Below are 15,713 nucleotides of genomic sequence, written 5' to 3' on the forward strand. Positions count from 1 at the left end.
ACGCGCCCCCCGTCCCACAGGACGAACCGTTGCATACGATCCGTCCCGTCCCGCGCCACCCCTGCACGTCCGGGCAGCCGCCGTGCTGGAGGCCGGCTGGACGGGCACGTCCACCGTGCCCTCGCGCGGTCTGTATCCGCACCAGTGGTCCTGGGACTCGGCGTTCATCGCGATCGGCCTGCGGCACGTGTCGCCGTTACGGGCGCAGACGGAGCTGGAGACGCTGCTGGGGGCCCAGTGGGCGGACGGGCGGATCCCGCACATCGTCTTCAACCCCTCCGTCCCCCTCGACGCGTACTTCCCGAGCCCCGACTTCTGGCGCTCCTCGACCGCCGGGCGGGCGGCGGGCGCCCCGCGCACCGTACAGACCTCCGGGATCGTGCAGCCACCGGTCCACGCGCTGGCCGCGTGGCTGGTGCACCTCGCCGACCCCGGTCTGTCCCGGGCGCGCGGCTTCCTCGCCCGGGCGTATCCCCGCCTCGCGGCCTGGCACCGGTATCTGCTGCACCGGCGTGACCTGGGCGGGGGCGGACTGGTGTCCGTCGTGCACCCCTGGGAACAGGGTATGGACAACAGCCCCTGCTGGGACCGCCCGCTCTCCCGGGTCACTCCGGCCCCGGCCAGCTCCTTCCGCCGCGCCGACCTCGCGCACGGCTCCCCCGAGGACCGGCCGACGGATCTGGACTACGGACGGTACGTACGGCTGGCGGCCGACTACCGGGACCGTGGGTATCAGGACGGACCGGGCGACTTCGCCGTGGAGGACCCGGCGTTCAACGCCCTGCTCATCGCCTCCGAGTACGCCCTGGCCCGGATCGCCAACGAACTGGGCGCGGCGGCCTCGGCCCGGCAGGACCGCGCCGAGCGCCTCACCGCCGCCCTGGTGGAGCGGCTGTGGGAGCCGACGGCGGGGATGTTCCTGTGCCGGGACGTGCCCGCCGCGGAGCTGATCCCCGAGCGTGGTGTCTCCGGGCTCGTCCCGCTGCTGCTGCCGAGCCTGCCGCAAGACCTCGCGGCGACCCTGGTGCGCACCCTGAGCGGCCCGCACTTCGGGCTCGGCGGCACGACCCGGCTCGTGCCCAGCTACGACCTGCTCGGCGAGGCCTTCGACCCGCACCGCTACTGGCGCGGCCCGGCCTGGTTCAACACCAGCTGGCTGCTGGAGCGCGGGCTGCGGCTGCACGGCGAGCGCGGCCGGGCCGACGCCCTGCGCAAGGGGATCCTGCACACCGCGGGCGCCTCCGACTTCGCGGAGTACGTGGACCCGTACACCGCACAGGCCTGCGGCGCCACCGGCTTCGGCTGGACCGCCGCGCTCACGCTCGACCTGCTGCACGACCGGCCCGCATGGGACAGGAACGGCGTCACGGCGATCAAGGGAGGGGACCGGGGATGACGGACCGGCATCATCTGCTCGTGCACGGCGGGACGTTCGCCGCCGTCGGCGACCGCGGCGACATCAGCGGCTACCGGGGCGGCAGCGCCCCGGACGGAATGTTCGTACGGGACGCGCGGCACCTGAGCCGGTGGCAGCTCACCGTCGACGGGGCCGTGCCCGAGACGCTGACGCCGGTGGCCGACGGGGACACCGCGCGCTGCGTCCTGGTGCCGCGCGGCGGCCGCAACGAGCCGCCCGCGTACACGCTCTTTCGCGAACAGGCCGTCGGGGACGCCTCGTTCGTGGAGTCGCTGCGGGTCACCAGCAACCGCCCGGTGCCCACGACGGTCCGCCTCGCGGTCACCGCCGACGCCGACTTCACCGACCAGTTCGAGCTGCGCTCCGACCACCGCACCTACACGAAGGCGGGCGCCGTCCGCTCCCGCAAGGTCCTCGGGCACGGTGTGGAGTTCAGCTACCGGCGCGGCGAGTGGCTGTCCGTCACGACCGTGACGGCCGAGCCCCAGCCGGACACCGTGGAGGAGACCGGCACCGGCGCCCGCCGCCTGGTGTGGACCCTGGACCTCGAACCGCACGGCACGGCCGAGCTGGTCCTGCGGGTCATGGCCCGCCCGCACGGCGACAAGCGCGCCCTGCGCGTGCCCCGCTCCCCCGCCGCCCTGAAGGAGCAACTCCTCGACCGGGAGGGCCGGTTCATGGAGGGCGTGGCCCTGCCGGCCGGCTGGCCGGAGCTGTCCGCGGCCTGCACCCGGGGCCTCGCCGACCTGGCCTCGCTCCAGGTCCCGGCGAAGGGCCCGGACGGCGAGGAGCTGCGCGTGCCGGCCGCCGGCGCCCCCTGGTTCCTGACCCTGCTGGGCCGGGACGCCCTGCTGACCTCGCTGTTCGCCCTGCCCTACCGGCCCCGGCTGGCCGCCGCCACACTGCCCGCGCTCGCCGCGACCCAGGCCACGGACACCGGTGTCAGCGAGGTCGCCCAGCCCGGCAAGATCGTGCACGAGGTGCGGCACGGCGAACTGGCGCACTTCGGCCAGGTCCCCTACGGCCGCTACTACGGCTCGGTCGACGCCACGCCCCTGTTCCTCGTCCTGCTCGGGGCGTACACCGAGCAGACCGGCGACACCGGCCCGGCCCGCCGCCTGGAGCCGCATGCCCGGGCGGCGGTCGGCTGGATGCTCGACCACGGTGGCCTGACCTCGCGCGGCTATCTCGTCTACCGCGCCGACCAGGGCGGCCTCGCCAACCAGAACTGGAAGGACTCCCCCGGCGCCATCTGCTCCGCCGAGGGCACCCGGCCGGGCGGCCCGGTGATGGCCGCGGGCGCCCAGGGCTACGCGTACGACGCGCTGCGCCGCACGGCGTGGCTCGCGCGCACGGTCTGGCAGGACGGGACGTACGCGGATCTGCTGGAGCAGGCGGCCGGTGATCTGCGCGACCGTTTCCAGCGGGACTTCTGGATGCCGGAGCACTCCTTCCCGGCGCTCGCGCTCGACGGCCGGGGCGACCAGGTCGACGCGCTCGCCTCCGACGCCGGGCACCTGCTGTGGTCGGGCCTGCTGGACAAGGAGTACGGCGAACTGGTCGGCCGGCGCCTGCTCGAACCGGACTTCTTCTCCGGCTGGGGCGTGCGCACCCTGGCCGCCGGCCAGCCCGCCTACCACCCGCTCTCCTACCACCGCGGCTCGGTCTGGCCGCACGACAACGCGCTGATCGCGCTGGGCCTGGCCCGCTACGGGCTGCACGACGAGGCCCGCGCGATCGCCCGCGGCCTGGTCGACGCGGCCAGCACGACCGGCCACCGGCTGCCGGAGGTCCTCGCGGGCTACGGCCGCGACACCCATCCCGAGCCGGTGCCGTACCCGCACGCGTGCGTCCGCGAGTCCCGGTCGGCGTCGGCCCCGTTGGCACTGCTCACGGCGGTCGGCGGCGCCTGAGGGCGGGCCGGCCGGCCCGTTGGCCGGCCGTTTGCCCGGTGTTTGCCGAGCGCTGGCCCGGTGGGCTGAACGCACCTGGTGGGCGCCCCGTACGGAACTGCGGCGGACCCGTACCCCCACGCGGGTCCGCCACCTCACCGGGTTTCGTACGGGAAGGACCTCCGGGTGCCTGTCTTCACACGCTTCCGCCAGTCATCGCAGCCGGGCATACCAGGGGACGGGTCCGAGGCGGAGCGTGCGGAGAGGGGGGATGCCGTCACCGAGGAAGTGGAGACTCCCGGGCCCAGATCCCGGTTCACCCACCTGCGCACCTGGCGCACCCGTCACCCCCGGGCCGCCCGCGCCCTCCGCCTGACCACCACCGCCCTCGCCGCCGTCCTGGTCCTCGGGGCCCTGCTCATGCCCAACACCCTCCCCGCCGTCGAACCGGACCGCTTCGCGCGGATCCCCGCGGAGGCGGTCGTCGGGGCCGTCGTGATGCTGGCGCTGCCGCGCCGGCCCCGGCTCGTGGCGGCGGTGCTGTACGGGCTCGGTCTCACCGCGCTGACCACGGTGAATCTGCTCGACATGGGGTTCAACGAGTACCTGGGCCGGGGCTTCAACGCCGCGCTGGACTGGGACCTGCTCCCGGACGCGCAGGCGTACGTCGAGGACACGCTGGGCGGGGGCGTCGCGACCGCCGCCGCCGTCGGCGCGGTCGTGCTCGTCCTGCTCGTGGCGGCCGTCATGGTCGCGGCGACGATCCGGCTCAGCGACGTACTGGCCCGCCACCGGCTCCGGGCGACCAAGGGCACCCTGCTCGCCGGCACGGTCTGGGTCACCTGCTCGGCGCTGGGCCTGACGCTGTTCGGCGGTCCGGTCGCCTCCGAGCGCGGGGCCGGGGCCCTGCGGGTGCACGCGCAGCGGACGGTGGAGTCGCTGCGGGACGAGGCGGCGTTCGTGCGGCAGTCGAAGGCGGACACCTTCGGCAACACCCCGCCCGGTCAGCTCCTGCCCGACCTGCGCGGCAAGGACGTGATCTTCACGTTCATCGAGAGCTACGGCCGCAGCGCCGTCGAGGACCCGGTCATGGCACCCGGCGTCGACCGCACCCTCGACACGAGCACCGAGGCCCTGGCGAAGGCCGGCTTCCACGCCCGCAGCGGCTGGCTGACGTCGGCGACCTTCGGCGGCAGCAGCTGGCTCGGCCACTCCACGACCATGTCCGGCCTGTGGATCGACAACCAGCGCCGCTACCGCACGGTCACGGCGGGCGACCACCTCACCCTCACCAAGGCGTTCCAGAAGACCGGCGCCTGGGACACGGTCGGTGTGATGCCGGGCGTGCAGAAGGGCTGGCCGGAGGAGAAGTGGTACGGCCTCGACAAGCTCTACGACGCCTTCGACCTGGGCTACAAGGGGCCGAAGTTCAGCTGGTCGACGATGCCCGACCAGTACGCGCTGGAGGCGTTCCAGCGCCGGGTGCACGGAAAGAAGCGCGACAAGCCGCTGATGTCGTTCGTCATCCTGACCTCCAGTCACCAGCCCTGGGCACCCCTCCCGAAGATGGTCGGCTGGGACGAACTGGGCGACGGCTCGGTCTTCGACCCGATCCAGAAGGCCGGCAACAACGCCTCGGACGTCATCACCGACACCACCAGGTCCCGCGAGGAGTACGGCAAGTCCATCCAGTACTCGGTCACCAGCCTCACCCAGTGGCTGGAGCGCTACGGCACCGACGACACGGTCCTGGTCTTCCTCGGCGACCACCAGCCCATGGCCCGGGTCAGCGGCAACCGCGCGAGCCGGGACGTGCCGGTGTCGATCGTCGCGAAGGACCAGAAGGTCCTCGACAAGGTCGCCGACTGGAACTGGACGGAAGGCCTCAAGCCGGACCGGGACGCCCCCGTCTGGAAGATGAGCGCGTTCCGCGACCGTTTCCTCAGGGCGTTCGGCTCCACACCGCACGCCTCGGGCGGCTGATCAGCCGCCGGAGGTGTCCAGCTCCGCGTCCTCGCTGATGCCCGCGCAGTCGTACGGGTCCTTGAGCCAGCCGTCCGGCAGCACCACCCGGTTGTTGCCGGACGTACGGCCCCGGGGCCCGTCGGCGCCGGCGGGCCAGGGCTGGTCGAGATCGAGCTCGTCGAGACCGGCCCGCAGCTCTTCGAGCGACGAGGTGATCGCGAGCCGCTTGCGCATCTCGGAGCCGACCGCGAAGCCCTTCAGATACCAGGCGACGTGCTTGCGGAAGTCGATCACGCCCCGCGACTCGTCCCCGATCCACTCGCCGAGCAGCGTGGCGTGCCGGACCATGACGTCGGCGACTTCCCTGAGGGTGGGCCGTGCGATGTCCTGAGCACGCCCCTCGAAAGCCGCGACGAGGTCCGCGAACAGCCAGGGCCGCCCGAGGCACCCGCGCCCCACGACCACTCCGTCGCAGCCGGTCTCCCGCACCATCCGCAGGGCGTCCTCGGCCGACCAGATGTCGCCGTTGCCGAGCACGGGGATCTCCGGCACGTGCTCCTTCAGCCGGGCGATGGCGTCCCAGTCGGCGGTGCCGCCGTAGTGCTGGGCGGCGGTGCGGCCGTGCAGCGCGATGGACGTGACACCCTCCTCGACGGCGATCCGGCCGGCGTCGAGGAAGGTGATGTGGTCGTCGTCGATGCCCTTGCGCATCTTCATCGTCACGGGCAGGTCGCCGGCGCCGCTTACGGCCTCGCGCAGGATGGCCCGCAGCAGGTTCCGCTTGTACGGGAGCGCGGATCCGCCGCCCTTGCGGGTCACCTTCGGCACCGGGCAGCCGAAGTTCAGGTCGATGTGGTCGGCGAGGTCCTCCTCCGCGATCATGCGGACGGCTTTGCCGACGGTCGCCGGGTCCACGCCGTACAGCTGGATGGACCGGGGGCGCTCACTCGCGTCGAAGTGAATGAGCTGCATCGTCTTCTCGTTGCGCTCGACCAGCGCCCTGGTGGTGATCATCTCGCTGACGAACAGGCCCTTGCCGCCGCTGAACTCCCGGCACAGGGTGCGGAAGGGCGCGTTGGTGATCCCGGCCATGGGGGCCAGGACGACGGGCGGCTGGACGGTGTGCGGACCGATCTGGAGGGGCGTGGACATGCCTCCATTGTGCCGTGCAATGAGATGGCAAAATTCATTAGTTAGCCACACTATCGAAATCGGCGTACGATGGCGGCCATGCCCGAGCTCAGCCCTCGCCGCCGCATGCTGGTGCTCGCGATCTGCTGTATGAGCCTGCTGATCGTGAGCCTGGACAACACGGTCCTGAACGTGGCCCTGCCCTCGATGCAACAGGACCTGCACGCGAGCACGTCCGGCCTCCAGTGGACGATCGACGCCTACACCCTGGTCCTGGCCTCGCTGCTGATGCTCGCCGGCTCCACCGCCGACCGGATCGGCCGCAAGCGCGTCTTCATGGCGGGCCTGGTCGTCTTCACCCTCGGCTCGGTCCTGTGCTCCCTCGCGCCCAGCCTGGAAGCGCTGGTCGCCTTCCGGATGGTGCAGGCCGTGGGCGGTTCGATGCTGAACCCGGTCGCCATGTCGATCATCACCAACACCTTCACCGACCCGCGCGAGCGGGCCCGGGCGATCGGCGCGTGGGGCGCGGTCGTCGGCATATCGATGGCCGCCGGCCCGCTGGTCGGAGGGCTCCTCGTCGAGTCGGTCGGCTGGCGCTCGATCTTCTGGATCAACCTGCCGGTGGGCCTGGCGGCACTGCTCCTCACCCTGCGCTTCGTCCCCGAGTCCCGGGCCGCCGAGGCCCGCCGCCCGGACCCGGTCGGGCAGCTCCTGGTGATCGCGCTGTTCGGCACGCTCACGTACGCGATCATCGCGGCGCCGAGCACGCCGTTCGCCTCGATCGTCCCGCCGGCCGTCGTCGCCCTGGCCGCGCTGATCGGCCTGCTGTGGTACGAACCACGCCGCGCGCAGCCGCTGATCGACCTGCGCTTCTTCCGCTCGGCGCCGTTCAGCGGGGCGACGGTGATCGCGATCAGCGCGTTCGCCGCGCTCGGCGGCTTCCTGTTCCTGTCCACGCTGTACCTGCAGAACGTGCGCGGCCTGAACGCCCTGGAGGCGGGCCTGTGGATGCTGCCGATGGCGGCCCCGACGTTCCTGTGCGCCCCGCTCTCCGGCCGCCTGGTCGGCAGCCGGGGCCCGCGTGTGCCGCTGCTGATCGCGGGCTGCGCGATGACGGTCAGCGGCATCCTCTTCGCCGCGTTCGAGGCCGACACCTCCGACACCACCCTCTTCGCGGCGTACGCCCTGTTCGGCATCGGCTTCGGCTTCGTCAACGCGCCGATCACCAACACGGCGGTCTCCGGCATGCCGCGCGCCCAGGCGGGCGTCGCCTCGGCCGTCGCCTCCACGAGCCGCCAGCTCGGCCAGACGCTCGGCGTCGCGGTGGTGGGCGCGGTGCTCGCCTCCGGCGTGGGCGCGTCCTCGTACCGCGAGTTGTTCGTGCCGGCCGCGCGGCCGGGCTGGTGGATCATCGCGGCGTGCGGGTTCGCGGTGCTGGTGCTGGGGGCGGTGAGCAGTGGGCGCTGGGCCCGGGGGACTGCCGAGCGGACGGCCGCGAGGCTGGAGTCCGCTGAGGTGCGGGATGTCGTGGCGGCTGCGGACCGTGGCTAGCCGCGGGTGAGTTTTGGCTGGTCGCGCAGTTCCCCGCGCCCCTGACGGTCGGGTTCTCTGCTCAGCGCTATGGCTTGCAGCCTCTCCAAGCGCTCCCGGGACTCCTGGTCCGCCGGGACGTACGTGACGATCCGCGGGCCCGTCCCCGGCGTCAGCCAGAAGTCCGTGTGGTCGACGGTGATGCGGCCGACGTGGCGGTTGAGGAACTCCTTGCGCTTGGTGCGGTGGGCGACGACCTCGTGGCGGTCCCAGGCCGTGCGGAAGGCGGGGGACTCCGTGCGCAGTCGCTTCAGGAGCATCGTCCAGGCGGGCTCGGCGAGATGGCCGGCCATCGCGGCCCGGAAGCGCGCGGCCATCAGCCGCTGCGTCTCCTCCAGGTGCACGATCGACGACTGCCACTCGGCGTGCGTGTAGGACAGGACCATGCAGTTGCGGTCCTCGGGCGGCACCGCGTCCAGGTCGCACAACAGCAACCCGTAGGTGCGGTTGTGGGCGAGGATGTCGTACCGGCTGTTCTGCAGGCACGCCGGGAACGGCTCGACCTGCTCCAGCACCGCCCGCATCGCCGGCGTGACCGACGGGCACGTGGTCGCCGGCGTCGGGTCGGCGGCCCCGGCCAGCCGGAAGAGGTGGGCGCGCTCGCTGGGGTCGAGCAGCAGCGCGCGGGCCAGCGCGTCGAGGACCTGGACGGAGACCTGGATGTCCCGGGCCTGCTCCAGCCACGTGTACCAGGTGACGCCCACGGCGGAGAGCTGGGCGACCTCCTCACGGCGCAGCCCCGGCGTGCGGCGCCGGCGGCCGCGGGGCAGACCGACCTGCTCGGGCGCGATCCGCTCCCGGCGGCTGCGAAGGAACGCCGCCAGCTCGTGCCGCCGGACGTCCCCGTCGCCGGACGCCTCGCGCGGGTGGGCCGGTGTCTGCTGCGCCATGGTCGTCATACCCTTCAGCCTGCCGCCGTCCCGACCCTGTTTCCAGGTGGTGTCACTACCAGGATAAGGACACTCTGGTACCAGCCTGAGCGCCGCCGCAGGCTGATGACGTGACCACGGAATCCCTCACTTCACGTCCCGTCCGCTCCCCCGCCGCCCCGGGTCCCGCGCTCGGCGGGCTCGGACTGTTCACGGTGCTGCTGGCCGCGGCACTCCCGCTCATCGACTTCTTCATCGTGAACGTCGCCCTGCCCACCATCGGCACCGACCTCGCCGCGAGCGAGTCGGTCCTCGAACTCGTCGTCGCCGGGTACGGGGTGTCGTACGCCGTCCTGCTGGTCCTCGGCGGACGGCTCGGTGACCTGTTCGGCCGGCGGCGGCTGTTCCTCGTCGGCATGGCGGCCTTCGGGCTGACCTCGCTGGCGTGCGGACTGGCGCCCGGCGCCTGGTCGCTGGTCGCGGCCCGGGTCGCACAGGGCGCCTCGGCCGCCGCGATGCTGCCGCAGGTGCTCGCGACCATCCAGGCGACGACGACCGGCCCCCGGCGGGCGAAGGCCATGGGCCTGTACGGCGCGACCGCCGGGCTGTCCATGGTGGCCGGGCAGATCCTCGGCGGAGTCCTGGTGGCCGCCGACATCGCGGGGACCGGCTGGCGGTCGGTGTTCCTCGTCAACGTGCCGGTCGTCCTCGCCGGGCTGTTCCTGGCCGCCCGCACGGTCCCCGAGACCCGCTCCGCACGCCCGGAGCCGGTCGACGTCCCGGGCACGGTCCTCCTGGCGGCCTCGCTCCTCACGCTGCTCGTCCCGCTCACCGAAGGCCGGGCGGCGGGCTGGCCGCTGTGGACCTGGCTGTCGCTGGTGGCGTTCCCGTTCGTGGCGGCGGCGTTCTACGTGGTCGAGCGGCGAGCCGACCGCGCGGGCCGCACGCCGCTGGTCCCGCCGAGTCTGTTCGCACTCACCTCCCTGCGCCGCGGGCTGCTGCTGGTGCTGCCCTTCTCCATCGGCTTCAGCGGGTTCATGTTCGTGATCGCCGTGGCGTTGCAGCAGGGCGCCGGGCTCGACCCGGTCGCCGCGGGCCTGGCGCTCGCGCCGCTGGCGGTGGTGTTCTTCGTCTTCTCGCTGCTGGGCCCGCGGCTGGTCGCCCGGTACGGCACGCGGGTCGTGACGGCGGGCGCCGCGCTCCAGGGCCTGGGTCTGGCGCTGATGGCCCTGGCCGCCTGGCGCTTCTGGCCGCACCTCGGCTTCGTCGAGCTGCTCCCCGGGGCGGCGGTCGCCGGCGCGGGCCAGGCCCTGCAACTCCCCGTCGTCTACCGGGTCATCCTCTCCGAGGTGCCGCCCGCCCGCGCCGGTGTCGGCAGCGGCGTGATGATCACCACTCAGCAGTCGGCGCTGGCGCTCGGGGTGGCGACCCTGGGCACGCTGTTCCTGTCCCTGGTCCCGGGGATCGGCATGCGGGACGCCCTGGTCACGACGCTGCTGGTGCAGCTCGCCGGTGTGGTGCTGACCGGCCTGCTGAGTCTCCGGCTGCCGCGCACGGTCGCCTGAGGTATCTCACGGCCTGATAACTCGCGTCCGGGAAAACCCTGTTGATGTTGGTCTTGCAGCACACTCCTTGCTGCGAGCAGACCGGATCCGCCGGATTCCTGGACGCGGGAGGCGTCATGGCGCAGAGCGACACCAGCAAGGTCAGCCGCTGGGACCAGCACGGCCGGGAGCACGTGGTGCGGGTGCGGCGCACGGGCGTGCAGCGCACGATCAGATGCGACACCTGCGGCTGGCGCAGAGGCGCCCAGTTCCTGCCCTGGCTGAAGGCCGAGGAGCACCTCGCGGAGGCCCACCAGGCGACGGTGGACCCGACGGCTGCGTGAACGACCGGGCGGGGCCGGCCTCAGTAGAGGATCGAGGGCAGGTACGCCCCGTCGGGCTGGTTGTACAGACCGATGGTCATCAGGCTCATCAGCTGCACGACCTTGAGGCCGTTGGACAGGCACCACCTCAGCAGCACACCGTCGCTCACGGGGACGAGGATGCCCGGGCCGGCGAACTGCGGGGCCGCCGCGATCAGGGCCTGTACGTCCGGGGTGGTCTCGCCGACGGCGTGCGCGAAGAAGGCGAGGCCGGTGGCGTAGCCGGTGACGCGTCCGGCGCGCTCCACGACCCGGGCGGTGCCCTGTTTGAGCGCATCCGCGACCTCGCCGCCGCGGTCGACGCCGTGGACCTGCCGGCACACGTCGTTGCAGGCGCCGAGGTCCGCGTCCGTGGCCTCCCGCACCGTGTAGCCGGGCATCGCACGCCCGATCGGCGGGCCCTGCACACAGGCCACCGTGGCCCGGTGGACGAAGCCGAGACTCACGTACAGCGAGAACGACCTGTTGTGGTAGCCGGTCTGCAACAGCCGGATGCCCGGCGCCCCGCGCTCGTCGGCCCGCTCCATCACGTCCCGCATCAGGCGGCGGCCCACGCCCGCGTTCTGCACGCCGGGGTCGACGGTGATGGGCCCGACCCCGACGACGGCCGAGCGTTCGTCGAGGAAGTTGCTGCCCACGATCCGCCCGTCGAGCTCGGCGACGACACTGTAGAAACCCGGGTGCGTGAGGGCTCCCTCGATCACCGCGACACCCGCGTCGGGGCTCGGGAAGTCAGGTGGGAACGCGTGCTCCTCGGCGATACCCGCGAAGGCCTCGTAACAGATCCGTCCGCACTCCGCGGCATCGTCCGCGGTGCCCGGGCGCAGTATGAGATCCACGATCGCCATCTCCTTCTCAGCGCCCCCGCGCGGCGACCCACCCCTCACTACCCATCCTGTGCCCCTCCCTGCGGGGGCGCACCCGGGACGGCGGTCCTCTCAGGCCCGCAGCGCCCGGACCAGCAGGTCCATGACCGCCGTGAAGTCCGCCTCGGTCCCGGGCTCTTCCCACTCCCGGGCGTAGCGCGGATCGTGGAAGCGGCCCGTGGCGTGGAAGAGGGCGCGGGCGGTCGTGCCGGGGTCGGTGCCGGCGGCGAAGGTGCCGGACTCGACGCCCGCCTCGACGATCCGGGCCAGCTGTGCGGTCAGGTCGGCGATGTGCTCGCCCACCACCGTGCCGTTCTCGCCGGTGAGAACCGTGTACGTGGCGAACAGCTCCGGATCGTCGCCCGCCTTGCGGCGCTTCGCGGCGAACAGCGTGGCGAGCCAGTCCCGCAGCCGGGCCTCCGGGTCGCGGTCCTCGGCGACGATCCCGGACAGCTCCCCGGACGTGCGGTCGAGCCAGCGTTTGGTGACGGCCTCGCGCAGCGCCGCCTTGGTGCGGAAGTGACGGTAGACGCTGCCGTGGCTGACGCCGAGCGCGCGGGCCACGTCCACCACGGTGGCCTTGGCCGGGCCGTGGCGGCGCAGCACCTCCTCGGTCGCCTCGAGGATGCGCTCGGCGGTCAGGATCTCGCTGGTCGGTGCCATGCCCCTGACCGTACCCGGAGCCCGGTTCAGCTCTCGAGGTGTGCCATCTGGGCCGCCGGGTAACGGTCGCCGGCGGCGGCTCCGGGCGGTACGGCCTCCTCGATCGCGGTCAGGTCGGCCGCCTCCAGCGTGACGTCCAGCGCGCCCAGCGCCTCCGAGAGCCGGTCGCGGCGGCGGGCGCCGACCAGGGGCACGATGTCCTCACCGCGGGCGAGCACCCAGGCGATGGCGATCTGCGCGACGCTGACGCCCTTCTGCTCGGCGATCTTCCGCAGCGCCTCGACGAGGTTCAGGTTGTGCCGGAGGTTGTCTCCCTGGAAGCGCGGCGACATCGCCCGGAAGTCGCCGGCGCCGAGCTGCCGGTCGGCGGTGAAGTGCCCGGAGATCAGGCCCCGGGAGAGCACGCCGTACGCCGTGATGCCGATGCCCAGCTCGCGCGTGGTGGGGAGGATCTCGTCCTCGATGCCGCGCGAGATGAGGGAGTACTCGATCTGCAGGTCGGAGATCGGCGCGGTGGCGGCGGCCCGCCGGATCGTGTCGGCGCCGACCTCGCTGAGGCCGATGTGCCGCACGTAGCCCTTCTCGACCAGTTCCGCGATCGCGCCGACCGTCTCCTCGACCGGCACGTCGGGGTCGAGGCGGGCGATGCGGTAGACGTCGATGTGGTCGACGCCGAGCCGCTGGAGGGAGTACGCGGCGAAGTTCTTCACGGCGGCGGGCCGGCCGTCGTAGCCGGACCAGCCGCCGTCCGGGTCGCGCAGGGCACCGAACTTCACGCTGACCAGTGCCTGTTCACGCCGGGCGGCGGGGGCCGCGCGCAGGGCCTCGCCGATCAGTATCTCGTTGTGGCCCATGCCGTAGAAGTCGCCGGTGTCCAGCAGGGTGACGCCCGCTTCGAGCGCCGCGTGGATGGTCGCGACGGACTCGGCCCGGTCCGCCTCGCCGTACAGCGCGGACATGCCCATGCAGCCGAGACCGAGGGCGGAGACCCGGGGGCCGGTGGTTCCGAGGGTTCGGGTTCGCATCGTCACGCCGTCCACTGTGCCATGACAGCTGACAGATTTCAATATCTGTCATTCGATACTTGTCAGCCCGCCCCGGATCCGCCGCCCCGGGCCTTCGGCTACCGCGCCGTGAACGCCAGCTTCGCCCCCAGGGCCACGAACGACCCCGCGAAGCCCCGCCGCAGCCACGCCATCACCCGGGGCCGCCCGATCACATGGCTGCGCACCGACGCGGCGAGCACCCCGTACGCGGCGAACACGGCGAAGGTCGCCAGCATGAACACCCCGCCGAGCCCCACCATCCGCACCACCGCGTGCGGCTCCCCGGGACTCACGAACTGCGGCAGGAACGCGAAGAAGAAGATCGTCAGTTTCGGGTTGAGGATGTTGATCAGCACACCCCGCACGATCACCCGCCGCGCGGACACCGGCTCCGCCGGCTCCTCCACCACGAGCGCCTCCCTGTCCCGCAGCGTGGCCCACGCCATGTACAGGAGGTAGGCGACCCCGGCGTACTTCAGCACCTGGAACGCGGTCGCGCCGGCGTGCAGCAGGGCGGCGACCCCCGTGACCGTGGCCAGCAGATGCGGCACGATCCCGAGCGTGCACCCGACGGCCGCGACGACACTCGCGCGCCGGCCCCGGGAGAGCGCGGCGGCGAGGGTGTAGACGACTCCGGTGCCCGGCGTGGCGACGACGACGAGAGTGGTCAGCAGAAACGCGATGCTCATGCCCCTCACCCTGGCGGCGCGCCGCCCCCGGAAACAGGGCCAATCGGCGGTGGCGCTGCGGGACCACTCGGCCGTCCATGCGTGAAACGCGCCGGTGCCGGGCCCCTCCGCGGAGGAACCCGGCACCGGCGTGCGCAGAGAGTCGATCAGCAGCCGACCAGGCGGGCCGCCAGGTAGCCCTCGATCTGGTCGAGGGAGACGCGCTCCTGCTTCATCGAGTCACGCTCGCGGACGGTGACCGCGTTGTCCTCCAGGGTGTCGAAGTCGACGGTCACGCAGAACGGCGTGCCGATCTCGTCCTGGCGGCGGTAGCGGCGGCCGATCGCGCCGGCGTCGTCGAACTCGATGTTCCAGTTCTGCCGCAGCGCCTGGGCGAGGCCCTTGGCCTTCGGGGACAGCTCCGGGTTCCGGGACAGCGGCAGCACCGCCACCTTCACCGGGGACAGGCGCGGGTCGAGGCGCAGCACCGTGCGCTTCTCCATCTTGCCCTTGGCGTTGGGCGCCTCGTCCTCGATGTAGGCGTCCAGGAGGAACGCCAGCATCGCGCGGCCGACACCGGCCGCGGGCTCGATGACGTACGGGGTCCAGCGCTCGCCGGCCTCCTGGTCGAAGTAGGTGAGGTCCTGGCCGGAGGCCTTGGAGTGGGCGCCGAGGTCGTAGTCGGTGCGGTTGGCGACGCCCTCCAGCTCGCCCCACTCACTGCCGCCGAACTGGAAGCGGTACTCGATGTCGGCGGTGCGCTTGGAGTAGTGGGAGAGCTTCTCCTTCGGGTGCTCGTACCACCGCATGTTCTCCTCGCGCATGCCGAGACCGGTGTACCAGTTCCAGCGCTGCTCCATCCAGTACTCCTGCCACTTCTCGTCCTCGCCCGGCTTGACGAAGAACTCCATCTCCATCTGCTCGAACTCGCGGGTGCGGAAGATGAAGTTGCCCGGCGTGATCTCGTTGCGGAAGGACTTGCCCATCTGGGCGATGCCGAACGGCGGCTTGCGGCGCGAGGTGGTCTGCACCTGGGAGAAGTTGGTGAAGATGCCCTGGGCCGTCTCGGGACGCAGGTAGGCGATGGAGCCGGAGTCCTGCGTCGGGCCGAGGTGGGTGGACAGCAGGCCCGAGAACTGCTTGGGCTCGGTGAACTGGCCCTTGTTGCCGCAGTTGGGGCAGTTGACGTCGAGGAGGCCGTTCTCCGGGGCGCGGCCCTTCTTCTCCTCGTAGGCCTCCTCCAGGTGGTCCGCGCGGAACCGCTTGTGGCAGGAGGTGCACTCGGTCAGCGGGTCCGTGAAGGTGGCGACGTGGCCGGAGGCGACCCAGACCTCGGGGGCCAGGATCACGGACGAGTCGATACCGACGACGTCCTCGCGCGACGTCACCATGTAGCGCCACCACTGGCGCTTGAGGTTCTCCTTGAGCTCGACACCCAGGGGGCCGTAGTCCCAAGCGGCGCGCTGGCCGCCGTAGATCTCACTACAGGGGAATACGAAGCCACGGCGCTTGCTCAGGCTGACGATGGTGTCGATCTTGTCGGCGGCCACGGTGCTCTCTTCATTACGACGACGGGCGACGAAGCGAGTTGCTTCCAGCGAATGCTTCAGGTTACCGGCGGGGGCGCCCCCTCAATCAAATCGCTCCCCCCTCCGCGACCGCCAGGCCCCCTCGCGGAT

13 protein-coding genes are annotated in these 15,713 nt (G+C 72.2%); 6 read left to right on the top strand and 7 right to left on the bottom strand.

The features are described from left to right. The first annotated feature begins 82 nt into the window (after positions 1 to 82). From ACH4G3_RS07695 to ACH4G3_RS07705, 3 genes are all read left to right on the top strand, one after another. Positions 83 to 1,396, top strand: a complete 1,314-nt coding sequence (locus ACH4G3_RS07695) for an MGH1-like glycoside hydrolase domain-containing protein (RefSeq protein WP_397623639.1) — start codon at positions 83 to 85, stop codon at positions 1,394 to 1,396. After that, positions 1,393 to 3,330, top strand: a complete 1,938-nt coding sequence (locus ACH4G3_RS07700) for an amylo-alpha-1,6-glucosidase (protein WP_397623640.1) — start codon at positions 1,393 to 1,395, stop codon at positions 3,328 to 3,330. Before ACH4G3_RS07695 ends, ACH4G3_RS07700 begins: the two co-directional genes overlap by 4 nt. Positions 3,331 to 3,495: 165 nt before the next feature. After that, the gene (locus tag ACH4G3_RS07705) at positions 3,496 to 5,292 is read left to right on the top strand and encodes a sulfatase-like hydrolase/transferase (RefSeq protein ID WP_397623641.1); all 1,797 of its coding nucleotides are present in this window, start codon (positions 3,496 to 3,498) and stop codon (positions 5,290 to 5,292) included. Here the strand turns inward: ACH4G3_RS07705 and dusB are convergent, their stop codons facing one another. Beyond that, entirely contained in the window at positions 5,293 to 6,426 is a 1,134-nt protein-coding gene (gene dusB, locus ACH4G3_RS07710; protein ID WP_397623642.1) for a tRNA dihydrouridine synthase DusB, read from the bottom strand. Positions 6,427 to 6,504: 78 nt separating this feature from the next. Here dusB and ACH4G3_RS07715 point away from each other — a divergent pair, with 78 nt between their 5' ends. Next, complete coding sequence (locus ACH4G3_RS07715) at positions 6,505 to 7,956, top strand: MFS transporter (RefSeq protein ID WP_397623643.1); 1,452 nt, start codon at positions 6,505 to 6,507, stop codon at positions 7,954 to 7,956. Here the strand turns inward: ACH4G3_RS07715 and ACH4G3_RS07720 are convergent. Further along, positions 7,953 to 8,894, bottom strand: a complete 942-nt coding sequence (locus ACH4G3_RS07720) for an MmyB family transcriptional regulator (RefSeq protein WP_397623644.1) — start codon at positions 8,892 to 8,894, stop codon at positions 7,953 to 7,955. The two genes, ACH4G3_RS07715 and ACH4G3_RS07720, sit on opposite strands and share 4 nt — an antisense overlap. 101 nt (positions 8,895 to 8,995) lie before the next feature. Between ACH4G3_RS07720 and ACH4G3_RS07725 the strand changes: the two genes are divergently transcribed. Together ACH4G3_RS07725 and ACH4G3_RS07730 are read left to right on the top strand one after the other, a co-directional pair. Beyond that, on the top strand, positions 8,996 to 10,429 hold the full coding sequence (locus ACH4G3_RS07725) for an MFS transporter (protein WP_397623645.1): 1,434 nt from the start codon (positions 8,996 to 8,998) through the stop codon (positions 10,427 to 10,429). A gap of 116 nt (positions 10,430 to 10,545) precedes the next feature. Continuing rightward, the gene (locus ACH4G3_RS07730) at positions 10,546 to 10,752 is read left to right on the top strand and encodes a hypothetical protein (protein ID WP_037669683.1); all 207 of its coding nucleotides are present in this window, start codon (positions 10,546 to 10,548) and stop codon (positions 10,750 to 10,752) included. 20 nt (positions 10,753 to 10,772) lie between these two features. On the opposite strand, the gene ACH4G3_RS07735 is transcribed toward ACH4G3_RS07730, so the two are convergent. The 5 genes from ACH4G3_RS07735 to ACH4G3_RS07755 all read right to left on the bottom strand — a co-directional run bounded on the left by ACH4G3_RS07735 (position 10,773) and on the right by ACH4G3_RS07755 (position 15,584). Then, positions 10,773 to 11,639: a GNAT family N-acetyltransferase gene (locus tag ACH4G3_RS07735; protein ID WP_397623646.1), complete on the bottom strand. Its 867-nt coding sequence runs from the start codon at positions 11,637 to 11,639 to the stop codon at positions 10,773 to 10,775. A gap of 90 nt (positions 11,640 to 11,729) precedes the next feature. Beyond that, complete coding sequence (locus tag ACH4G3_RS07740) at positions 11,730 to 12,320, bottom strand: TetR/AcrR family transcriptional regulator (protein ID WP_397623647.1); 591 nt, start codon at positions 12,318 to 12,320, stop codon at positions 11,730 to 11,732. A 26-nt stretch (positions 12,321 to 12,346) separates the two neighbouring features. Then, positions 12,347 to 13,345 carry an aldo/keto reductase gene (locus ACH4G3_RS07745; RefSeq protein ID WP_397624087.1) on the bottom strand — a complete coding sequence of 333 codons (999 nt, stop codon included), beginning with the start codon at positions 13,343 to 13,345 and terminating at the stop codon, positions 12,347 to 12,349. A gap of 98 nt (positions 13,346 to 13,443) precedes the next feature. Next, on the bottom strand, positions 13,444 to 14,055 hold the full coding sequence (locus ACH4G3_RS07750) for a LysE family translocator (protein ID WP_397623648.1): 612 nt from the start codon (positions 14,053 to 14,055) through the stop codon (positions 13,444 to 13,446). Between the two features lie 146 nt (positions 14,056 to 14,201). After that, on the bottom strand, positions 14,202 to 15,584 hold the full coding sequence (locus ACH4G3_RS07755; protein ID WP_397623649.1) for a glycine--tRNA ligase: 1,383 nt from the start codon (positions 15,582 to 15,584) through the stop codon (positions 14,202 to 14,204). Positions 15,585 to 15,713 lie beyond the last annotated feature (129 nt).

Source organism: Streptomyces afghaniensis, assembly GCF_044327915.1.
GTDB classification, from domain to species: Bacteria; Actinomycetota; Actinomycetes; order Streptomycetales; family Streptomycetaceae; genus Streptomyces; species Streptomyces afghaniensis.

Bases quoted from the DNA above. Each gene is read 5' to 3' on its own strand.
- ACH4G3_RS07700 (WP_397623640.1), top strand. From the start codon at position 1,393: ATGACGGACCGGCATCATCTGCTCGTGCACGGCGGGACGTTCGCCGCC.
- dusB (WP_397623642.1), bottom strand. From the start codon at position 6,426: ATGTCCACGCCCCTCCAGATCGGTCCGCACACCGTCCAGCCGCCCGTC.
- ACH4G3_RS07715 (WP_397623643.1), top strand. From the start codon at position 6,505: ATGCCCGAGCTCAGCCCTCGCCGCCGCATGCTGGTGCTCGCGATCTGC.
- ACH4G3_RS07720 (WP_397623644.1), bottom strand. From the start codon at position 8,894: ATGACGACCATGGCGCAGCAGACACCGGCCCACCCGCGCGAGGCGTCC.
- ACH4G3_RS07730 (WP_037669683.1), top strand. From the start codon at position 10,546: ATGGCGCAGAGCGACACCAGCAAGGTCAGCCGCTGGGACCAGCACGGC.
- ACH4G3_RS07735 (WP_397623646.1), bottom strand. From the start codon at position 11,639: ATGGCGATCGTGGATCTCATACTGCGCCCGGGCACCGCGGACGATGCC.
- ACH4G3_RS07740 (WP_397623647.1), bottom strand. From the start codon at position 12,320: ATGGCACCGACCAGCGAGATCCTGACCGCCGAGCGCATCCTCGAGGCG.
- ACH4G3_RS07745 (WP_397624087.1), bottom strand. From the start codon at position 13,345: ATGCGAACCCGAACCCTCGGAACCACCGGCCCCCGGGTCTCCGCCCTC.
- ACH4G3_RS07750 (WP_397623648.1), bottom strand. From the start codon at position 14,055: ATGAGCATCGCGTTTCTGCTGACCACTCTCGTCGTCGTCGCCACGCCG.